The 20,970-nt window shown below is 36.7% G+C and carries 19 protein-coding genes; 8 read left to right on the top strand and 11 right to left on the bottom strand.

Translation table 11 applies throughout. From position 1 onward, the window contains the following. Positions 1–246 (bottom strand): DNA-3-methyladenine glycosylase (locus N2Z72_03570; GenBank protein MCX7696757.1); only part of this gene is annotated, 246 nt, incomplete at its 3' end. A gap of 63 nt (positions 247–309) precedes the next feature. On the opposite strand from N2Z72_03570, the gene N2Z72_03565 reads away from it, so the two are divergent. From N2Z72_03565 to N2Z72_03550, 4 genes are read left to right on the top strand one after another with little or no spacing between them, the layout of a single operon-like run. Beyond that, positions 310–1,557, top strand: a complete 1,248-nt coding sequence (locus N2Z72_03565) for a gliding motility-associated C-terminal domain-containing protein (GenBank protein MCX7696756.1) — start codon at positions 310–312, stop codon at positions 1,555–1,557. 2 nt (positions 1,558–1,559) lie between these two features. Further along, the gene (locus N2Z72_03560; protein MCX7696755.1) at positions 1,560–3,011 is read left to right on the top strand and encodes a hypothetical protein; all 1,452 of its coding nucleotides are present in this window, start codon (positions 1,560–1,562) and stop codon (positions 3,009–3,011) included. Positions 3,012–3,026: 15 nt separating this feature from the next. Beyond that, the gene (locus N2Z72_03555; GenBank protein ID MCX7696754.1) at positions 3,027–3,374 is read left to right on the top strand and encodes a hypothetical protein; all 348 of its coding nucleotides are present in this window, start codon (positions 3,027–3,029) and stop codon (positions 3,372–3,374) included. 24 nt (positions 3,375–3,398) lie between these two features. After that, the gene (locus N2Z72_03550) at positions 3,399–4,409 is read left to right on the top strand and encodes a hypothetical protein (protein ID MCX7696753.1); all 1,011 of its coding nucleotides are present in this window, start codon (positions 3,399–3,401) and stop codon (positions 4,407–4,409) included. A gap of 157 nt (positions 4,410–4,566) precedes the next feature. Here N2Z72_03550 and N2Z72_03545 read toward each other — a convergent pair whose 3' ends face one another. Together N2Z72_03545 and N2Z72_03540 are read right to left on the bottom strand one after the other, a co-directional pair. Continuing rightward, positions 4,567–6,084: a T9SS type A sorting domain-containing protein gene (locus tag N2Z72_03545; GenBank protein ID MCX7696752.1), complete on the bottom strand. Its 1,518-nt coding sequence runs from the start codon at positions 6,082–6,084 to the stop codon at positions 4,567–4,569. Next, positions 6,071–7,300, bottom strand: coding sequence for a hypothetical protein (locus tag N2Z72_03540; protein ID MCX7696751.1), 1,230 nt, complete (start codon positions 7,298–7,300; stop codon positions 6,071–6,073). The genes N2Z72_03545 and N2Z72_03540 overlap by 14 nt, the downstream gene beginning before the upstream one ends. 149 nt (positions 7,301–7,449) lie before the next feature. Here N2Z72_03540 and N2Z72_03535 point away from each other — a divergent pair, with 149 nt between their 5' ends. Together N2Z72_03535 and N2Z72_03530 are read left to right on the top strand one after the other, a co-directional pair. Beyond that, entirely contained in the window at positions 7,450–9,063 is a 1,614-nt protein-coding gene (locus N2Z72_03535; protein MCX7696750.1) for an indolepyruvate ferredoxin oxidoreductase subunit alpha, read from the top strand. Next, a complete protein-coding gene (locus N2Z72_03530) occupies positions 9,060–9,644 on the top strand; it encodes an indolepyruvate oxidoreductase subunit beta (protein MCX7696749.1) in 585 nt (194 codons plus the stop codon). The genes N2Z72_03535 and N2Z72_03530 overlap by 4 nt, the downstream gene beginning before the upstream one ends. On the opposite strand, the gene N2Z72_03525 is transcribed toward N2Z72_03530, so the two are convergent. Continuing rightward, on the bottom strand, positions 9,637–10,650 hold the full coding sequence (locus N2Z72_03525) for a dihydroorotate dehydrogenase-like protein (GenBank protein MCX7696748.1): 1,014 nt from the start codon (positions 10,648–10,650) through the stop codon (positions 9,637–9,639). The genes N2Z72_03530 and N2Z72_03525 overlap by 8 nt on opposite strands. 110 nt (positions 10,651–10,760) lie before the next feature. Here N2Z72_03525 and lipA point away from each other — a divergent pair, with 110 nt between their 5' ends. Next, on the top strand, positions 10,761–11,612 hold the full coding sequence (lipA, locus tag N2Z72_03520; GenBank protein ID MCX7696747.1) for a lipoyl synthase: 852 nt from the start codon (positions 10,761–10,763) through the stop codon (positions 11,610–11,612). 44 nt (positions 11,613–11,656) lie between these two features. Here lipA and N2Z72_03515 read toward each other — a convergent pair whose 3' ends face one another. The 7 genes from N2Z72_03515 to proS all read right to left on the bottom strand — a co-directional run bounded on the left by N2Z72_03515 (position 11,657) and on the right by proS (position 19,661). Continuing rightward, the gene (locus N2Z72_03515; GenBank protein MCX7696746.1) at positions 11,657–12,592 is read right to left on the bottom strand and encodes a hypothetical protein; all 936 of its coding nucleotides are present in this window, start codon (positions 12,590–12,592) and stop codon (positions 11,657–11,659) included. An 81-nt stretch (positions 12,593–12,673) separates the two neighbouring features. Continuing rightward, positions 12,674–14,017 carry a glycosyltransferase family 4 protein gene (locus tag N2Z72_03510; protein ID MCX7696745.1) on the bottom strand — a complete coding sequence of 448 codons (1,344 nt, stop codon included), beginning with the start codon at positions 14,015–14,017 and terminating at the stop codon, positions 12,674–12,676. Beyond that, a complete protein-coding gene (locus N2Z72_03505) occupies positions 14,010–15,203 on the bottom strand; it encodes a hypothetical protein (GenBank protein MCX7696744.1) in 1,194 nt (397 codons plus the stop codon). The genes N2Z72_03510 and N2Z72_03505 overlap by 8 nt, the downstream gene beginning before the upstream one ends. 27 nt (positions 15,204–15,230) lie before the next feature. After that, positions 15,231–16,805, bottom strand: coding sequence for an L-aspartate oxidase (gene nadB, locus N2Z72_03500; protein ID MCX7696743.1), 1,575 nt, complete (start codon positions 16,803–16,805; stop codon positions 15,231–15,233). A 34-nt stretch (positions 16,806–16,839) separates the two neighbouring features. Beyond that, entirely contained in the window at positions 16,840–17,292 is a 453-nt protein-coding gene (locus N2Z72_03495) for a DUF4293 domain-containing protein (GenBank protein ID MCX7696742.1), read from the bottom strand. 113 nt (positions 17,293–17,405) lie between these two features. Then, complete coding sequence (gene mazG, locus N2Z72_03490; GenBank protein MCX7696741.1) at positions 17,406–18,182, bottom strand: nucleoside triphosphate pyrophosphohydrolase; 777 nt, start codon at positions 18,180–18,182, stop codon at positions 17,406–17,408. 6 nt (positions 18,183–18,188) lie between these two features. After that, entirely contained in the window at positions 18,189–19,661 is a 1,473-nt protein-coding gene (proS, locus tag N2Z72_03485) for a proline--tRNA ligase (protein MCX7696740.1), read from the bottom strand. A gap of 56 nt (positions 19,662–19,717) precedes the next feature. Between proS and N2Z72_03480 the strand changes: the two genes are divergently transcribed. Continuing rightward, a partial coding sequence (locus tag N2Z72_03480; protein ID MCX7696739.1) for a hypothetical protein occupies positions 19,718–20,970 on the top strand: 1,253 nt, incomplete at its 3' end.

The following is a 20,970-nucleotide window of genomic DNA, read 5'->3' as shown; positions in this document are numbered from 1 at the left end:
AACATAAGCATACCCACCTTCCTTATACATAACCTTATTTCTAGGAGTTAATTTTCCTCCATATGCATGGGAAGCTTTGTCTTTTATTCCTGCATAAGCTTCTGTTTCTGTGATAATACCAGAAGTTAATACGCCGTCGATCTCTGAGACCAAAACTTTACCAAGCAATTCTTTTGCTATTAAGCAAACATCGTTTCGCAGGTAAAAGGATTGAGGTAAAATAATTCCAACATTTTTTTTATGCATATAGAGTTTTGCCTTGATTAAACTTTTTTTAAATTTGTTAGTCAAAACTATAAAATTTTAAAGATGAGATTTTTTGCTTGGATATTTTTGATGAGTTGTGCTATATTTTTATGTGCCCAGGGTTTGATTAACAATGGAGCTGGCATTATCATTAAAAGTGGGGCGCATGTCGTAGTGAATGGGCATTATACCAATAAGACTGGGGGACAAGATGGTTTTGTAAATTTAGATGGACGATTAGTCATAAAAAATGATCTTATTAATTTATCATCTAATGAAGTTTTCACGAATATAGGCCCTGTTTATGATGGTTGGCTTGTTATGAAATCCCCAGGGTTGCAATCATTCAAGGGTGTCAATGACGTTAGAGTTGAAAATCTTGAGTTAAGTGGAGGGGTAAAGCAAATAGATATTTCTAAACTTAAAGTTGTTAGTAAGTTGAAATTGTCAGCAGTGCTAGATCTTCATACAAATCAGTTGCATCTAGAGAACGATAGTGTTGATGCAATTTTGTATCAAGGAGGTTACATTAAAGCTGAGACCACTCCTATTGAAGGTCTTGGTTTTGTGAGATGGGACATCGGGAATCAGACAGGAGTGTATGCCATTCCTTTTGGTAGTGGTATATATAATTATTCAGACCTTTTATTGAAGTTGACCTTAGCTGGAAATGGTGATCAGTCAGGGTATTTTCTTTTTAGTACATATGGGACAGCCCAAAATAATTTGCCTTATCCTAATCAAGTAACTACTCTTGATCCTTATGAACCTGATGAAGTTCTTAACAGGTATTGGATCATACAGCCTGTTTATCAGAATTTTCCAACGGGTAAAATCATGTTTTCATACAATAAGGTTGATGCTAATGGAACTAATGAAAATGGACTTTTACCCATTAATTTCAGTTTTGCGGATTCAAAATGGATTACTTTCGATGTCGCTTTGAGAGATGTCAACAATCATGTTGTAGAAACCCAAGAGCTGGATTTTAGTAAAGTTTATGTTCCTTGGTCGCTTGCTGGCGAAAAAGAAGAAACTTCTATTTTCATTCCCAATAGTTTTTCTCCAAACGGCGATGGGGTTAACGATATTTTTGCACCTGTGATGGTTGGAAATTTTCGTGACGTTCAAATGTACATTTTTGATCGTTGGGGACAAATGATTTTTTATAGTAATGATGTATCTCAAGGATGGGATGGCACGTTCAGAGGAGAAAAAGTCATGGAAGATGTATATGTGCTGAAAATTCAGTATCGCGATCCTTCTGGAAATACGAAAATGATCATTGAAAAGATAATTTTAATTAGATAAATATGAAAAGAGTAAGTTTATTTCTTTTGTTAGCCCTGGTGTTTAAGGGATGGTCTCAGTACAATGTAGCCATTAATGCTGATGGTTCTGATCCTCACCCTTCGGCTATGCTGGATGTATCTTCAACCAATAAGGGAATTTTAATTCCACGTATGACGTCCACGCAGCGTCTTGCTATATCAAATCCTGCAGAGGGACTTATGGTATATGATCTGGATTCAGGTTGTGTTTTGATTTACCGTGCAAGCAATACCCAGTGGGTTTCTCTTTGTAGAGGGGGTACTGGATTAAGTGGGCATAATGCACTGGTAAACGCAACGAATGAACCTGCAGGTCCCAACTGTACTTACGGGGGAGTAAAGCTAGAATTTGGGATTGATCTGAACAATAATGGAATACTTGATCCAGGAGAGATTCTTCCTGGAATGACTCGGTACGTTTGTCATGGAGCTCCTGGGGCTCAGGGTCCTGCTGGACCACAGGGTCCTCCGGGTCCACAAGGGCCACAAGGTCCTGCAGGCGTTGGTTATAATACACTTGCAAATACCTCTGTTGAGCCTCCTGGTGCAAATTGTACCTATGGTGGGATCAAAATTGAAATGGGTCTTGACGCTAATAACAACAATGTTTTGGATCCAGGAGAAATAAATGCAGCTTTAACAAGATATATTTGCAATGGAGCTCCGGGACCACAGGGTCCTGCTGGGCCACAAGGTCCTCAGGGGCCTCAGGGTCCTGCTGGCCCACAAGGTCCCCAGGGTCCTGCTGGCCCACAAGGTCCAGCTGGACCCCCAGGTCCTGTAGGTTGTGCTAATGCAAATTATGTTATTAAAAGTGATGGAACTAATGCAGTCTGCAGCCAAATTTTTGACAATGGAACCAATGTAGGAATTGGTACAGCAACACCTACTCAAAAAATTGACGTCAACGGTGCAGTAAGATTCTCAGGAGCTCTGATGCCCAATGGCAATGCTGGTACTAGCGGACAGGTGCTGAGGTCTCAGGGTCCTGGAGTGCCCCCAGTATGGTCATGGTCTGAAACATATGTTCGGGCTGTCACTGGAACTACTGATGCTAGCATCAGGTCAACGACATGGACAGATATACCCCAAATGACTATCACATTTACCCCTGTCAAAAGCATGGTTTACGTTTCATTTACCATGTCTGGATATTCAGATATGGCTGATTTTCAGGAAATAGCCTATTGTAGGTTGGTCAAAGACGGAACTCCACTCCTAGGTAGCAATGCACTTGTCACTGTCGATAATGGTTGGGGAACGAAAGCTACAAGTTGGAATTTGGCTATCAATTATCCCATTAGTGTAACGCCTGGTGTAGCTACGACAATAAAGGTGCAATGGCGAAATTATAGGGGAACATCGTGGCTATACAATTATGTAGTGTCTGACCCAGATAAAACATGTCATCGTACGTTAATGATTTTTGAGTAACAAAAAAAATAACCTATGAGAAAGTTATTCGTTTTGGGCTTTATTATGTTTAGTTTGTTTTTGTATTCTCAATCTAAAACAACATCACCTTCGTCCTCTTTTAGCTTTCCTAAATTTATTATAGTTGATGTAGGAACAACTTCTACACAAAATGGAATTATTAAGATTCCTGTAGATCCATCTTTGCAGGGAAATTATTGGGTTTTATTAACTTCTCATAATTCTAATTCTGGTTTATACCTAAAAGAAAAATCAGTTACATATTTTATCGTTGCAACAAATAAGAATGATGAAGAATTTGATTATTTTATTGTGACTAAAATTGGGTCGGCAGATACAAAATTTCATTACGAGAAAAAGTAAGTTGAATAAAAAAATATGAATAGGATGAAAAATATTGTTTATGTTTTATTTATATTTATGAATATGATTTTGTATTCTCAAGTGGCTATTAATAATACTGGAGTTACACCTCATCCAAGTGCTGTTTTGGATTTGCAAACCACCGATAAAGGATTGCTCATTCCAAGGGTTTCACTTACTCAAACAACGTCATCTACCCCTATCATTAATCCAGCCACCAGCTTATTGATTTATAATACGGCTACCATTAATGATGTGACACCAGGTTTTTATTATTGGAATGGAAATGCATGGGTACGACTCAACGATGGAGGATCAACCGGAAATGCTTGGTTGTTAAATGGGAATAGCGGTACTATTCCTGGAACCCAATTTTTAGGTACTACAGACAATAACGCTCTTGTAATTAAAACTGCCAATACTGAACGATTACGAGTTACCAGCGATGGAAAGGTTGGCATTGGCATTTCTACACCTGCAGAAAGGCTTGAAGTATCGGGAAACATACGTTTTTCAGGAGCTCTTATGCCAAGTGGTAATGCCGGTGTGACCGGCCAAGCATTAATATCCCAGGGATCAGGAACATCTCCTTCTTGGGGTTCACCAGCAGGTGGCAATGTGGTATCAGTAAGTCTTGCAACTAATCAGACTTTAAACTCTACCACTTGGGCTGATGTACCAGGGATGAGTCTTAATTTTACCGCACTTTCCGATAAGGCTTTGGTCATTTTTACAGCTTCTGGTTATGGACCCACCAACTCCATGGGATACATCTCATTTAGGATCTGGAATGTAACATCTAATAGCATAATATCAGGTACAGAAGAAAAAATTCAAAGTTATGATGATATGACAGGGACTGTAACAACTTGGTCTTGTTCAACATCCAAATTATTAACTGGACTTGTTGCAGGTAATAATTATACCATAAAAGTACAGTACAAAGTATCTGCAATTTGGGGAACAGCTTCAGCTGTGGTTAATCCTTCTTCTTATCCTGATGAAGACCACATGACATTGAGCGTAATTAGGTAACAACGATAATTTGATATGATTTTATTGTAAATACCGAACGTAAGTTTGTGAGGTGAAAAAATTCTAAAGCATTATTACGCATTAATATGAATGTTTTAAAGTATAGAAAAGAATTTAATTGATAAGTAAGAACAATTTCTTAAAAAGTAACTGATTTTTAAAATACTTCAATAAGAGTTGATAGAACTATAAGAGGTGTTTGTATATTTAGAATATAGGTGCCTGGTTTCACTGAATTAAGTTGAAGGATAGGATTACCAGTATATGGCTTTTTTAAAATAAGTTTTCCGGTTAAATCGTAAATGAATAAAGTAGCATTGTTTAATTCATATGGCAAACTAATATGTGTGAATTCGTGGAAAGGATTAGGAAATACAAAGAATTGTCTTTTTAAAGATGGACTGGACATTACATATGCTGAATCAATGGCCATTAAACAAATACTGGAATTGCCTATGCTACTGCTTTCAAAAGCATTTGAATTGGCATCAATCCAACCTGCTATAATAAGTTTTCCATCAGAGCTTAATATGATGTTACAAGGATCGTCGTTCTTTTTTCTATGGATAAGGACATTTGAAAAAAGTGTATCTCCGTTCGAATCTAAGCGTAACAACCACCAATTGTCAACACTGTCAGTATAAAACGATTGTGTATAACCCAGAGCAAGAAAACCTCCATCATGCCAATTCATTACATCAAAACCAGCATCGTATTTACCATACTTGCCATAAATTTTTGTCCACATGGTATCGAGATCTGAATTAAGCTTAACAAGATACAAATTTCTCCCACCGCCAGAATAACTGTTGTCTTTCATTCCGGTTCCACCAATAAGAATGACGCCACCATCTGGGGTATTTACGCCATGAGAAAGAAAATTGATCGTATCGCTGTCAAAGGTCAGAGATTTTAGGATGTTACCATTTTCGTCGATGTGAAGAACAGTAGAAAATGAGCAATAATAAGGTGGAATGGGAAAATTGTTAATTAAACCCGTTGTACTGGTGATGAGTAGCAAATAAGTGTCATCGTTAAGAGGGATAATACTTCTAGCACTTTCTTCAAATCCCATATCGTAAGTTTTGGTCCACATGGTATCCAGCTGAGCATTTAATTTTAAAAGCCATGCATCACTTCCACCCTGTTGGGTGCCGTATCCTTCAGTAAAACCAACTACAATATAGGTTCCATCTTGATTTTTAATAATTTTATTCGCTCCATCTTTTTTGCCACTTTTACCATAATGTTTTTGTTCAATATTAAGTATCTGATCTTCAGAAACATTTAATTGTAATTTTATTAACCATACTTGCTGACTATTTGCAGAGGCTTTGTATCCCATCCCGCAAATGATAAATTCATGAGGTACGGTTTCAATCACATCATTGATAAAATCATTGGCAGAACTTCCTATAACTTTTGTCCACAGTGTATCCCCAACTGAATTGATACACATAATATATCCATCCCATCCCCAAAGATAGGACAACAAAGCTGTATCGCAAGTTGATCCTACAACGATAAAACGATGAGATGATGTCTCAATAATTTTTGATGCTATTTCTGTTTTATCGTTTTTTCCATATGTTTTCTTCCAAATGATTTGGGTTTTTGCATGGGATAAAACTACTATAATCAAAATTAAAATAATGAAACTTTTAAAATTTTCCATCTTTATTTAAAAATAATATCATGCCTCTATTAAAATAATTGTCGGAACTTAAATCTGGTTTGTAAAAGCGTCCTCCTAGAACTATGCGTCCATCTGGAAGTTCCATCCCTTCATAAAGTTCGCTGCTTATAAACTTGTTGCTATTTATAATCGATGCTTTCAAATTTTGATTATTAAGGTCTTCAATACCGATTGACTTAGCATATGTGGGTTCTAAGTTGTCATTAATAATGATATATGTTCCAGTTGAAACTAGGTAACGGTTATCAATTATCTGATAACTCATACCATACAACAAAATTTTTCCGTTTTTTAAAATAGTCATGCCGTTGAATTTGTAGCCATCGATAACTTTTTCCCTTATTTTTTTACCTTGATTGTTAAGTTTGAGTAAAGTAGAACTGCATTTTCCAACTTTTTCATTTTTATAATTAGCCAATAAGTAAATGTTATTATGATTATCAACTTGAACAATTTGTTGATTAAAATTCGGATCATAAGAAGGATAATAAGTCCAATCAATTTTTCCAGTTGTATCAAGACAGTAAATAATGGGTTTGATGTTTCCATTGCCATCATCATCATATGCTGCAAGTATGATTTTGTTATTCTTTGAATAAGTTATGTCAGAAGCAAACAAATGGTGATCACTTTCCAAATAAGTAAAAGATGTTGGTACATACATGTCCATAGAAGTTTTTATCAAGCCTATTTTAATTTTTCCTTTTTCCATATCAACAATATTCTGAGCAATTAAGTTTTTATCACGAGAAAATGGTACTACTGCAGAAATAATTTGAGGGTTCTTAAGAGACACTATGAAATGTGTGTTGATTTGAAAATTTTCATCAAGACATAAAAAAAGTGGCTGTAATTTATCGTTTCGAGTGCAATTACCATAGATAATGACTTTTTTAGATGGGGTAATAAAAATATATGATACTTCTTTGGTGCTTTCTCTTAAAGGAAAAGCTTCTTGAATAATGCTTCCGTTTTTAGCATCTATGCAAGCAACCCAAGGATATGGATTTTTAAAATTTATATCATAAGCATTTGCGAGCACATATATATTGGAATTCTGATCTAATGCAAAATCCTTAATTTCAAGATGGGGCCTTTCAGGTAAAAAGTTTTCTTCATATACAATTATACCTGTTTGGCCTGATAAAATCAGAAGTATAATAGATAAAAAAATATAGAAAAAAGTTTTTTTCATGATATATTTATTTTTTCAAAAGTACAAGAATTTTTTGTAAAAGCAAGAAAACAAATGATATTATGTAATAAAAAATGATTTTTGTTATCTATAAAAAAGATTCTAAAATTATTTTTTTAGTTTTGTCAATAATTAATTATTAAGAGAACATGAAAACGCTTGTTTTATTGGGGGATGAGGCCATAGCACAAGGTGCCATAGATGCTGGGGCAACAGCTGTTTATGCATATCCTGGAACGCCTTCTACTGAAATTACGGAATATGTTATAGCAAGTAAGGATGCTAGAGAGAGGAATGTCATGGGAAGGTGGACTGCCAATGAGAAAACAGCTGTCGAGGCTGCACTTGGTGTTTCATACGCGGGTAAACGAGCTATGGCTTGTATGAAGCATGTTGGGTTGAATGTCGCTGCAGATCCTTTTATGAATGCAGCCATTACAGGTACAAATGGGGGTCTTATCGTTGTAGCTGCCGACGACCCTTCCATGCATTCTTCACAAAACGAACAGGATAGCCGTTATTACGGGAAATTTGCTATGGTTCCTGTTTTGGAACCAGCTAATCAGCAAGAAGCATATGACATGGTTTTTTACGGGTATGAACTGAGTGAAAAATTTAAGGTTCCTGTTCTACTACGAATAACTACGCGACTTGCTCATAGTCGCGCTTCGGTGGTACTTCGTTCTTCAAAGGAACAAAACTCCTTAAAATTGCCTACAGATTTACGCCAATTTGTACTCTTGCCCGTTATAGCTAGAAAGCGATATGATTATTTATTAAGTATTCAGTCTTATCTCTTAGAAGAGAGCGAAAATTCTATTTTTAACACATATTTTGAAGGAAGTGATAAATCGCTGGGCATCATAGCAAGTGGCATTGGTTATAATTATGTTATGGAAGTTTTTGATGGTTCTTGCCCATATCCGGTTTTGAAAATTGGACAATACCCGTTACCTGTGAGTAAAATCAAAAAATTAGCCCAGGAAGTCGAAAAAATTCTTGTAGTGGAGGAAGGATATCCTTTGATTGAAGAGTGGTTACAAGGCATTTTGGGTTCCCCGTACGTCATACAAGGACGTTTCACAGGTCACATACCTCGTCAGGGAGAGCTTAATCCAGTAGTTGTGGGAAAAGCTTTTGGAAAAGAATACATTAGAATTCATGAACGGTCCACTTCTTTAGTGGGTCGCCCCCCTGTATTTTGTCCTGGATGTCCTCATATCGATAGCTTCAAGGCACTAAATGAAGCAATGAAAGTATATTCTCCTGGAAGGGTTTTTGGCGACATTGGATGTTACACGATGAGTGCCCTCGCACCATTTGAATCCATTAATAGTTGTGTTGACATGGGAGCTTCTGTGACTATGGCAAAAGGAGCTGCTGATGCAGGTTTAGTTCCATCTGTTGCAATAATTGGTGATTCTACTTTTACGCATAGTGGCATTACTGGATTACTTGATGCTGTGGTAGATCATTCACCCATAACAGTGGTTATTTTAGATAACTCGGCTACAGCTATGACTGGCGGACAACCTTCGCATGCTTACAATAGACTTAAAGATATTTGCATTGGATTAGGAGTTCATCCTGATCATGTTAGAATTATTCGTCCTCTCCCAAAATATCATGAAGAAAATGTGAAAGTTTTTGCAGAAGAATTAGCATACCCTGACGTTTCGGTGATTATTCCAACCAGGGAATGTGTTCAAACTTTGAATAAAAGAATGCAAGAGAAATTTAAGGATAAAAAACAACATGCATGAAACGGGACATTATCATAGCAGGAGTAGGTGGTCAGGGTATCCTGTCCATCAGTGCCATTATTAGTATTGCAGCTATGGAAAAAGGCTGGCATGTTAAACAATCTGAAGTGCATGGGATGGCACAGCGTGGTGGGGAAGTGCAAAGTCATCTTCGCCTGTCCGAAAAACCCATTTTTTCGTCACTGATCCCCGAAGGTACTGCCGATATGATTCTAAGTGTGGAACCACTTGAGAGTTTAAGATATGTAAATTTTTTACATGCCGATGGTTGGCTTATCACTAACAGTAAGCCATATGTTAACATTCCTAATTATCCTCCAATAGAAGAAGTCTACGCCGAGATTAAAAAATTTAAAAAACATATCCTTCTGGATGCTGATGCTATGGCAAAGGAAATTAACAACCCTAAGGGAATGAACATGATCATGCTCGGTGCAGCTAGCACACTTCTTCCCTTAGAAAGAGAACTTTATCTTCGCGCTATCCGCCAAATTTTTGAACGAAAAGGTGAAGATATTATTGCTTTAAATGTGCGAGCTTTTGAAATGGGTGAAGAATTTGCTCGTAATTATATTAAATGAGCATATTTCTGTTTAAAAAATTATCACTACTCATGAGGATGTCAATATACTGGGCTCTTCTATACGCAAAAGGATCGGTGGTTTTTCTTTTAGAAAGTTTACCCCTAAAGTCTTCCAGTGATTGATAATTTTTGTTATTCATCCATTGATCTATTTCGTTAAGCATCGTGGTGATATAAGTAATTTTGTTCAAGTAAAGTGTAGATAGAATCTGAACGGCATCAGCTCCCACCAGAAGAGCTTTAATTACATCGGTCGAAGTGTGAAAACCAGTATTTGCTATTAAACTCATATTCACATTGCCATAAAGCAAACCAATAAATCGTAGAGTAATTCTGTTGTCTTTTGAGTTAGATAAATATTCACTAAAAGCAAAATTTTCGTTTGTGACATCAATATCGGGCTGAAAAAGTCGATTAAATAAAACGATACCTTTAGCACCCGCATTTTCCAATTTCTTTGCTAAATAAGGAACATGTGTAATAAATGAATTAATTTTAACAATAATGGGTATAGTAACGACATGAGCCACTTTTTCTACGATTGTCATCATTTCATTCTCGAGTTCTTGTGAAGTTGTTCTATCTTTCGTAGGAATGGTGGAAAGATTGAGTTCAAGAGCAGCTATGCCTGTGTCTTGCATTTTTTTTGCAAATTCAGTCCAAACGTTCAAATCGATACAGTTTAAACTTCCAATAATGGGAATGCTTGATTTTTTAACTGCTTTAGTTAAAAGTACGAGATGTTCTTCAGGGCCTGCATGCTGAAGTTTTGGGAAAAGGGTCATCATTTCGGCATGTCTGTCTTCATATGCTGTCATTTCCTCAAGCATTTGAAGCTTTTCAAGTTCTATCTGTTCTTCAAATAAAGTTTTAAAGACAATGGCACCAGCACCAGCTTCGATGATTTGTTCAAGAGTTTGTTCATTCAACACTAGATTACTGGAAGCAATAACGATGGGATTTTTCAAAGTGATACCTGCATAATTGCATGACAAGTTTTTCATATAATTAAATTTTTAACAAATTACTTAAAAATTTTAAAGTTTATCAATGTAATGATGAAAATCATTATTTTCTTCGGAAGGAGATATAAAAAAAGTAATTTTGAAAAAAAATGTCCGATCATCTACCATATCTGCCCAAACCTTCATGGTTGAAAGTTAAGTTGCCTAGAGCCGAAGAGTATCAAAAAGTCAAGAAGACAATGCAGCATGAACTTCACACTATATGTGAAAGTGGAATGTGCCCTAATCTTGCTGAATGCTGGAGTATGAAAACTGCTACTTTCATGATTCTTGGAAATATTTGTACGAGAAATTGTAGCTTTTGTGCTGTAAAACATGGAAAACCTAATGCCATAAATCCTTACGAACCCGCCATACTCTCGGCAGCAGTTGGAGAACTTGGCTTGCGTCATTTGGTCATTACTTCTGTTACTCGCGATGATCTTCCTGATCATGGAGCTGGACATTGGGCAGAATGCATACGGAGAATTCATCGAGATCATCCAAATGTTACAATCGAAGTTTTAGTTCCCGATTTTCACGCTAGAAAGGATTTGATAGAACTCATTACTCGTGAAAAACCAGATATTTATGGTCACAATCTTGAAACTGTAAGTCGTCTCACTCCTATTATTAGATCTATTGCCAGATTCGAAGTAAGCCTTGATAATCTACGTATGGCTAAATCTTTGGGCATGACCACTAAAAGTGGCATTATGATTGGCCTTGGTGAATCAATAGATGAAATCAAAGAAACCTTGTCAGACCTTCGTCATGTTGGTTGCGACATAGTTACCATCGGGCAATACCTCCAGCCAACTCGTCATCATTATCCTGTTCAACGATACTATACTCCAGAAGAATTTGAGATCCTCCATGATTTTGCATTAAATCTGGGTTTTAAGCACGTTGAATCAGGACCTTTGGTGAGATCTTCCTACCATTCAAAGCCTATTACCTAAATACTTTTTGAGTTTGAATGAAGTTTGTTTATTAAATTATGTTGCTACTCTTGCGGTTTTGCATTGATTAATCCTTGTTTTTTTGCATGTTTTATAACTTCCTCAAATTCTGAATGGCTAATTTTTCTACTGATTTCAGGAAAATTTTTTGCCTTAAAACTTGGATGGTATTGAGACATGATATTAATATAAGTTTCACGGGGCAAATTTTGGGCAATCCATTCAATGACTTTATCCGAACAAGAAACGTTGTTGGGCATGACCAGATGTCTAATCATAAGCCCACGTTTTGCTATTCTTGTTTTCTGATCTACTTCCAAAACTCCTACTTGCCGATTCATTTCAAGAATAGCTCTTTGTGTAACCTCCACGTAATCGTAAGCACCGCCGGCATATTTTCCTGCATATTCATTACATCCAAACTTAAAGTCAGGTAAATAAATATCGACAATTCCATCCAAATATTTTAATATTTCGACTTTCTCATAACCACTTGAATTATATACAAGTGGTAATATTAAACCTCCTTGAACTGCTATGAGAATGGCTTTTAAGATATGTGGTATATAATGCGTTGGCGTAACCAAGTTAATATTAGAACAGCCTATTTCTTGAAGGTGCAACATGATTTTTGCTAGGCCATCACATGTTGTGACTTCACCTTGATCTAGATGACTGATTTCATGATTGAAACAAAATACACAGAGCATCGAACAATGACTGAAAAAAATCGTACCAGAACCTCCTGTCCCAACCAGTTCTTTTTCTTCTCCGAAATGAGGACCAAAAGAGGCTATCTTAAGGGTAGAACTTGCTTTGCAAAAACCTCTTTGGTCATCAAGTCTATTAACTCTACAGTTTCGTGGACATAAATCGCATTGTTTCATTCTGTTCCATAGCTCCTCTGCACGTCTTTTTAATTCACCATTTTGAAAAAGTTTTAGATACGAAGGATAAACATCTTCTTTTTTTGTCGACATGTTTACTTCGTTTTTAGTTAATTTAAAATATAAAAAACTCAAGATGAATGAATAACTACTATGGCATGAGAAACTTTTCTTTTATTCATATAAGTTTTTTTGTTTTAAGGTAGGTTTAAATGTTTCAATAGTTTGATCAAATACTTTTGCAAATTTCTTTGCAATATTTTGACGTGTATAATGCTCGATATTGGATAAGGAGATAGTTAAGTCTTGATCTTTTTGCCAGGATCTGAAAAAATTTATCATTTTCTCTTTGATAAGTTCTATTTCTTCATAATCCACCATGTAACCTGCATTTGTTTTTTCTAAAACTTTTGCAGCATCCCCATCGAGGGGGCCTATGCCTAAAATTGGACGTCGAGCTCCAAGGTATTCAAAAAGTTTACTAGTAAGTATGCCTTTGTTGTCGGGAGTTCGAGGAATGATCAGAAGCAAAACATCGGCATCTACCATTGCTTGCAGTGATTGCTCGTAATCAACATAAGGATAAAACTTAATCCATGAGGAAAGACCGTATTGATCAACTAATTCATGTAAAAATGGAGGAAAATTCCCCATGAAGATCATTCGAAAATATTGACGGAAATCTTCGTTTTCTTGTAATAAAGATGAAATAGCCTTAAAGTAATTTTCTGGATATTGTTCTTTGCTCATGCTTCCGGCGTAAAGTATTGTAAAGTATTGAGATGGTTTTCTCTGGAGGCGATCAAAATACACATGATCAAAACCATTAGGTATTTCGTGGATGGGACGACTTGTTTTAGTGGAAAGGAGATTGACCAAGCTTGGGCTCACTGTTATGATAGCATCCATGCGATCGATGGTTCTTTTTTCGAGCCATTGATCTAACCGATGAATCCATTTCCAACGAATACTTCGTGGGTATTGAAGCCAGAAAACATCTGTCCATGGATCACGAAAATCACCCACCCAGGGTAATTTTAGTTTTCGAGCAACACGTGCAGCAATGACATGGTTAGTTTGCGGGGGAGAAGAGGAGAAAATTAAATCAATCTGATGTTGGCGAGCTATATTTATTGCTTTGCGTACAGTTCCGAAATACCATAAAAAACGTGTATCGGGAATCATATTGTACTTTACCCAACGAGAAAAACGTTCCATCCATCCTCTTCTCCCCTCATCGGTGAAACCATAAGGGATGAAATCTTTTTTTGAATGAGGCGAAAGTTTTTTGAATATCTTGTGCAAACTCAATCCAGAAGTTTGATAAATTATCGTTTCAGGTCGAACGAGGGAGAGAAGAGATTCATCGTAAAATGGGTAATCGCCTCGAGCCATTGTGAGAATAATGGGTTCATAACCAAATTCAGGTAGATACTGGTAAAGTTTAATGATTCGCATCATAGGGGCACCACCTGCAGGAGGCCAATAATAGGTAATAAAAAGTACCTTTTTATGCATGATTTGCGTAATATTTTACCAGTTCACTAAGACCTCGAGCCATCCATCCGTTGGACCAACGCATGAGTGTAAAAGGCTTGCGAAAGAAACGAGTTTTTTGATAATAAAAAAATCCTTTGGTAGGATGTTGCATGTTGTCTATGGCCCATAAGGCTATTTTTTCTGCTAAAGCTGCATATTCAGGCTTGTAACGGGCTGCTCTCAGAAATGATATAATCCCTTGAGCTGAACCATGAACATCCAACGGGTAGGTTGCATCATTTGCCCAACGTGGGGCCCCATTCTCTAGAAATAGATTCTCGGCATAGTATTTAAGACCTTTCCAGTAGACTTCTTCGAATTGCCAATCTCCAGTATGATGCATGTAATCGTATATAGCATCAACGATATAACCTGTGTGATAATTATCATGTTTTCGGGGATGATCTTTGGGAGGATGTGTATAATACCAAGCTCCGTAATCGGTTTGCTTATCAACAACAAAGTTTATCAGCTTAAATGCTTCTTTTGCCAGCGAGGAATCACCCAAACGTTGATTGATACGAGCAACTATTGAACCTGTTAGTGCACTTACATCCATAACGATCCATCTTATTTTTTCGGAAGGAACGTAACTTAGGCATTTCATTTTATCATCTTCGTAAAGTACTTTGGGAGCTTTAAGAAGAAAATGTAAACTTTGTTGAGCAGCATCGAAGTATTTTTCCTCGCCAGTAGCATCATAAAAGTCAAGAAGTGCAGTATCAACAAAATACGTAACGACACGGTTAGGAAAGAAAGCAGGAGCGTAAAAACCAACATCTTGCCATTTATGTTGATACCCCCAACACATACCGTAAGGTGATATAGCAGGATGTTCAATAAGCCAATCTAAAAGCTTACGTGCTTCTTCCAGGTCTTCCTTGTTTCCTAAAGCTTTGTAACGATTGAGATATGCCATAGCAAAAAGCGCTATGCCTTTGGGATTTCGAGTTTTGGGTATGAGCAAAAGTGGCCTTATATTAACAGGAAAGCGCATTACAATTTGACTAAAAAGTAGTCTTAAGAAAGGAATATTGAAAGTCAGAAAAAATAAAATAGGACTTTCTAAACCATCATATTTGTTGTAGCCTTTGTAATCTTCTCCTTTTGCATATTGTAATACAGCATCGAGACTTTTATAAATTTTACTTTTTTCAAAACTCATTTTTTTGTGCAAAAATATTAAAATGCATCATGTGGCTTGAGAGGGTAAATAGTCGATGTTGTAATGAAGCCCTATACTTTGTTTACGAGCTTGAGCTTGAGTAATGATAAGATAGGCAGTGTTAATCATATTTCTGAGCTCAACGATATCTTTATTTACGACACTTCTGCGATAGAGATCTTCGGTTTCCTCATAGAGAATTTTTAACCTACGTAAGGCTCTTTCAAGCCTTAGGTCAGAGCGTACGATCCCAACGTAATTGGACATGATTTGTTGTAGTTCTCTTTTAGATTGCGTAATTAGAATTTTTTCTTCACTTTTTATCGTGCCTTCGGCGTTCCAATCGGGAATGGATGGAATGGGATGAATGGAATGTTTGAAAAGTTCGATGGTTTTTTGGGCAGCTCGATGGCCAAAGACTATGGTTTCAAGTAGGGAGTTAGAAGCTAAACGATTAGCTCCATGCAATCCAGTACAAGCTACTTCACCAGCTGCAAATAAGTATCGTATAGTAGTTTGTGCCCATTCATTTGTTTTAACACCACCAACTTGATAATGGGCTGCAGGTGCTACAGGTATCATGTCTCGAGTCATATCAATCCCTTTGCTGAGACAAAAGGCATAGATGTTGGGAAAATGATCCAATAAAACTTTTTTGGAAATGTGCCTAGCATCTAGGAAAACATGATCGGTACCTTTGATTTTCATCTCATGATCTATGGCTCGTGCAACTATATCGCGTGGTGCAAGTGAACCAGCTGGATGATAGCGACTCATAAATTCTTCACCATCATGATTTTTTAAAACAGCTCCTGCACCACGAAGAGCTTCAGTAATTAAAAAAGAAGGTTGTGAACTCGGGTCGTAAAATGCTGTGGGATGAAATTGAATGAATTCCATGTTTTCAACGTAGGCACAAGCTCGTTTTGCCATAGCAATACCATCCCCGGTAGCTACTTGAGGGTTGGTAGTTGTTTGATAAAGAGCTCCGCAACCTCCTGTTGCAAGCAATGTAAACTGCGACAAGACCTTGAAAATTTCATTGGTATTAATATTCAAAACATACGCTCCAAAACATTCAATGTTGGTAGTTTCTCGAGTAACTTTAACACCTAAATGATGTTGAGTTATCAGATCAATAGCTAAACAATTTTCAAAGATCTGAATATTGGAATGTTTTTTTACATGATGGATCAAAGTTTGCATAATAGCTTCACCCGTATTGTCTTTGTGGTGGAATATCCTTTGCTCACTGTGACCTCCTTCTCGTGCTAAATTGTACGTACCATCAGGATTTTTATCAAAGGAAACACCTAATTCGATAAGTTCTTTAATTCGTTCTGAACCCTCATAAATAGTTAATCGAACTATCCGTTCATCATTGAGCCCTGCACCTGCTTTGAGGGTGTCTTGAATATGTTTTTCATAGGTGTCGGGTGAGTACATGACTGCTGCAATACCACCCTGAGCATAGCTTGATGTGGCATCTTCTAGAGTTGACTTTGTTATAATGATCACCTCACCAACTTTGGCTACTTTTAGTGCATATAAAAGTCCTGTAATGCCACTTCCGATAACTAAGAAATCCGTTTTGATTTCCATTACAAAGAATATTTCAACATCGTCTTACATATCATTATCTGATTCTACCAGAGGATCGAACCTTTATTTCATCCTCTTTGATAGCTCTGTTAGCAAAAATCAATGTTATTAAGCTTACAAATGGGAAGAAAAAACCAACGGTTTTATAATTTACAACACCTCCCAAATCTGAAGCTATCTTATCAGGAATGAAAAAAAGACCTCCTACGAATAAAGCAACAAACAAAAATACAAACGCATTAAACCTCATTTGAAGAACTCTTTTTTTGAATAAAAAAGTAGAAATTAATAATCCTATGGTTGCTAGTATTCCAGTTGCCTGCCACACGTAGTACCAACCAAAATTCAAATTTTCCTTAAAATGGAAAAGGTAAATCTTGAGTGTTTCCGAGGAAATAATTCTAATTTCAATCACGGGCACTATCATCAAAAGTAACATTGCAAGGAACCCGATAAATAAAAACAATGTCTGAATTCTGAAAAACATAACTTGTTAGATTTGTCAAACAAACTTAAGTAAAATTTATGAATGAAAAATTATCTATTCATCAATATCAACATCAAAATAATAAGATCGAATTAAAATTTTTACAAGTGGTATTATTTTTCATCCGATTTTATCTCATTCCATATCCTGTCCATTTCTTCTAGATTTGCTTCTTGGATATTTTTTCCTTTTTCAGTAAATGCTTTTTCAAGAGTTGAAAAACGGTGAATAAATTTTTTATTGGTTTGTTCAATACAATCGTCTGGATCAAGAGATAAATGTCTTGCAAGATTGATGAGTGAGAAAAAAACATCGCCTAGTTCAGCACGTATTTTTTCCTTGTTACTATCTTTAAATGTAGCTTTTAATTCTTTTATTTCTTCTTCGATTTTTGAAAAAACATCTTCCGCATTTTCCCAGTCAAAGCCAACAGCTGCCACCTTTTCCTGAATTCTGTATGCTTTTATCGTAGGTGGTAGAGAAGAAGGAATTCCTTGCAATACACTTTTTTTTCCTTCGGAAATTTTTATTTTTTCCCAGTTTTCTAAAACATCTTTTTGGCCGTTGACGTGAATCTCTCCAAATACGTGCGGATGGCGTCGTATAAGTTTGTTGTTAATAGCTTCAATGATGTTAGCTAGATCAAATAAGTTTTGTTCTTTTGCAATGGTGGCGTAAAAAACTACATGCATGATTAAATCACCAAGTTCTTCTTTTAAATTCTCATAATCTCTTTCTAGAATGGCGTGACTGAGCTCGTAAACTTCTTCGATAGTAAGGCGTCGAAGACTTTCAAATGTTTGTTCCTTATCCCACGGACATTCTTTTCTTAGTGTATCAATAATTTCTATAAGTTTTTCAAATTTTTGAAGGGTAACGTTAGTATTCATGATGTTTTAGTATGCTCTTGCAAAAACAACTCTTTTTCGGGATGGCTTACCTGTCAAAATGCAATGGCCTTCTTCTTCTGGCTGATCAAAGGGAATGACACGGATTGTAGCTTTGGTTTTTTCTTTAATCATTTGCTCTGTTTCAACAGTACCGTCCCAATGAGCCATAACAAAGCCACCTTTTTCAATGGCTTCTTCAAATTCTTTCCATGTATTTACATACCAAGTATTTTGATTTCGAAAAGAAAGAGCTTTTTGGTATAAATTTCGTTGAATGTCGTCTAAAAGGAGTAACGTTCGTTGGCCAAGTTGAGAATTGGATATAACTTCCTTTTTTAGTTCATCTCTTCGAGCGATTTCAACAGTTTGATTTTCTACATCACGATAGCCTACAGCAATGCGCAAAGGAATTCCTTTCGCCTCATAGTGAGCAAATTTCCACCCAGGTGTGTGAATTTCGTCGGTGTCAACCAAAACAGAAATTCCAGCATTTCGAAGTTCTTCAGCTATCTTTCTCATGTAGTTGAAAATAACTTCTTTATGTTGCTCACTTTTTAATATCGGAACAATGACTACCTGGTATGGAGCAAGGGCTGGTGGTAGAACTAAGCCACGATCGTCGCCGTGTGTCATAATCAACGCTCCCATTAAACGAGTCGATACTCCCCAAGATGTTGCCCAGACATATTCACGGATATTTTCTTTCGTCAGAAAAGTTACATCAAAGGCTTTCGCAAAATTTTGTCCTAAAAAATGTGAAGTTCCAGCTTGTAAAGCTTTACCATCCTGCATGAGTGCTTCAATACAGAAAGTCTCAACGGCTCCGGCAAACCTTTCGTTTGGGGATTTATAGCCTTTTATGACAGGCATAGCCATATAGTTTTCAGCAAAGTCGGCATATACTTCCAACATACGTCTCGCTTCTTCCATAGCTTCTTCTGCAGATGCATGGGCTGTATGCCCCTCTTGCCATAGAAACTCAGTTGTTCGCAAAAAAAGTCGTGTCCGCATTTCCCAACGTACTACATTTGCCCATTGATTGATCAAAAGTGGTAGGTCTCGATATGACTGAATCCATTTTCTGTAAGTATCCCATATGATGGTTTCTGATGTTGGTCGTACAATGAGTTCTTCTTCAAGTTTTGCATCCTCATCTACAATGATTCCTTTGCCATCTAGACTATTTTTCAAACGATAATGAGTTACCACAGCACATTCCTTAGCAAAACCTTCAACATGAGCAGCTTCTTTAGCAAAAAAGGACTTAGGTATGAATAGCGGAAAATAAGCATTAACATGCCCTGTTTCTTTAAATTTTTTGTCCAGCACATCTCTCATTTTTTCCCAAATAGCAAAGCCATACGGCTTGATTACCATGCAACCGTGTACGGGTGAATTTTCTGCAAGCTGAGCCTGATCAATTACGTCTTGATACCATTGAGAGTAATTTTCATGGCGAGGTGTAATTTTTTCACTCATTTTGGTATAATATTTGCAACATTCATGCAAAAGTAGTAAAAATGGAGGATATCCACATGAAAACAAAATTCATAACATTAATTACCATTGGTTTAGGGTTAGTTTTCCTTACAGGTTGTTCAATCAACAATTATTACTCCAAACATTATCATGAATATGATGATGTGTATGCAAAGCCTCAGAAGCAAATCAATAGTTATGAAGTTGAGCAAGATGTTAAGCCATTTACCGATGAGCAAATCAATTATTCATACCAGGATTCAAATCCATCAGAAAACTATTCACAAGGTTCGGGCAAAAGCTATCCATCTACATCTACTACCTATACGGATCAGAATGGAAACACCTACATTACCAACAACTATTACTACGATGATTATTACGATTATGAATATACGGCTCGTTTGAGAAGATTTTATGGTGGAGGCTGGTTCGATTATTATGATCCATTTTACACCAACTTATACTGGTATACTTACGATCCTTTTCTTTTTGGTATTTCCGTATACTACACTCCATGGTGGTGGTGGAAGCCACGATATAGATGGTATTGGGGATGGTATTTCCCTTATTACCACTATTATGGTTGGGGCTATACTCCTGGGTATTACTGGGGCTGGAACTACGGTTATTGGCATGGGTATCATGATGGCTACTGGGATGGTTATTGGAATGGTTATTGGGATGGCTATTGGGATTCTCATTATGGGCCTTCTTATTACTATTATAATAGTTATGACCTTTATTCTAATAACAACATCTATTACGGACCCCGTGTAAATGACATTGGTGGTTCATACATAAATCCCATGGCTTCTTCAGGGGGAAATTCCCAAGGAAAACTATCATTTGGGGATCGTTACGAACAAGCTATAGCACGTGGTGAAATTACCAATACACATGGTATTTCTGTATCTAAATTTGTGAATCGTCCAGCAACTCAAAACGTCAATACACAAATCGATATCAACGCAGGTGGAGCAGATTCTCGAATATCAGGTTCTCAAAATACTAGTAGAGTTTCAACTCAATCGTCATTAACTCCTGATCAGAATGCTTTTGTAAAACCAATTAGTTCTGAAGATTCTCGTGGAGAAGTAAAACCAGGAATTAGGCCTTCTGATGCAAATTCAAATTCTTCTGGCAGTTTACAAAGACCACAGCCCAACTCTGTTAATTCTCCTGGAACAAGTATTATGCCTGATGTTAACCAATCGAGTGGTTTTCAGCCTTCTTCAAGACCTCAGCAGACACCTAATTACAATCAACCCACATACGAGATGAACAACTCTGGTGGTCAGGTGCCGTC

The sequence above is a fragment of the Bacteroidales bacterium genome, assembly GCA_026418905.1.
GTDB lineage: Bacteria > Bacteroidota > Bacteroidia > Bacteroidales > DTU049 > JAOAAK01.
This window is presented reverse-complemented; position numbering and strand designations above follow the sequence as displayed.

Bases quoted from the DNA above. Each gene is read 5' to 3' on its own strand.
- N2Z72_03560 (MCX7696755.1), top strand. From the start codon at position 1,560: ATGAAAAGAGTAAGTTTATTTCTTTTGTTAGCCCTGGTGTTTAAGGGA.
- N2Z72_03510 (MCX7696745.1), bottom strand. From the start codon at position 14,017: ATGCATAAAAAGGTACTTTTTATTACCTATTATTGGCCTCCTGCAGGT.
- N2Z72_03545 (MCX7696752.1), bottom strand. From the start codon at position 6,084: ATGGAAAATTTTAAAAGTTTCATTATTTTAATTTTGATTATAGTAGTT.
- N2Z72_03495 (MCX7696742.1), bottom strand. From the start codon at position 17,292: ATGTTTTTCAGAATTCAGACATTGTTTTTATTTATCGGGTTCCTTGCA.
- N2Z72_03530 (MCX7696749.1), top strand. From the start codon at position 9,060: ATGAAACGGGACATTATCATAGCAGGAGTAGGTGGTCAGGGTATCCTG.
- N2Z72_03555 (MCX7696754.1), top strand. From the start codon at position 3,027: ATGAGAAAGTTATTCGTTTTGGGCTTTATTATGTTTAGTTTGTTTTTG.
- lipA (MCX7696747.1), top strand. From the start codon at position 10,761: ATGTCCGATCATCTACCATATCTGCCCAAACCTTCATGGTTGAAAGTT.
- N2Z72_03535 (MCX7696750.1), top strand. From the start codon at position 7,450: ATGAAAACGCTTGTTTTATTGGGGGATGAGGCCATAGCACAAGGTGCC.
- N2Z72_03505 (MCX7696744.1), bottom strand. From the start codon at position 15,203: ATGAGTTTTGAAAAAAGTAAAATTTATAAAAGTCTCGATGCTGTATTA.
- N2Z72_03550 (MCX7696753.1), top strand. From the start codon at position 3,399: ATGAAAAATATTGTTTATGTTTTATTTATATTTATGAATATGATTTTG.
- N2Z72_03525 (MCX7696748.1), bottom strand. From the start codon at position 10,650: ATGAAAAACTTGTCATGCAATTATGCAGGTATCACTTTGAAAAATCCC.
- N2Z72_03540 (MCX7696751.1), bottom strand. From the start codon at position 7,300: ATGAAAAAAACTTTTTTCTATATTTTTTTATCTATTATACTTCTGATT.
- proS (MCX7696740.1), bottom strand. From the start codon at position 19,661: ATGAGTGAAAAAATTACACCTCGCCATGAAAATTACTCTCAATGGTAT.
- mazG (MCX7696741.1), bottom strand. From the start codon at position 18,182: ATGAATACTAACGTTACCCTTCAAAAATTTGAAAAACTTATAGAAATT.
- N2Z72_03565 (MCX7696756.1), top strand. From the start codon at position 310: ATGAGATTTTTTGCTTGGATATTTTTGATGAGTTGTGCTATATTTTTA.
- nadB (MCX7696743.1), bottom strand. From the start codon at position 16,805: ATGGAAATCAAAACGGATTTCTTAGTTATCGGAAGTGGCATTACAGGA.
- N2Z72_03515 (MCX7696746.1), bottom strand. From the start codon at position 12,592: ATGTCGACAAAAAAAGAAGATGTTTATCCTTCGTATCTAAAACTTTTT.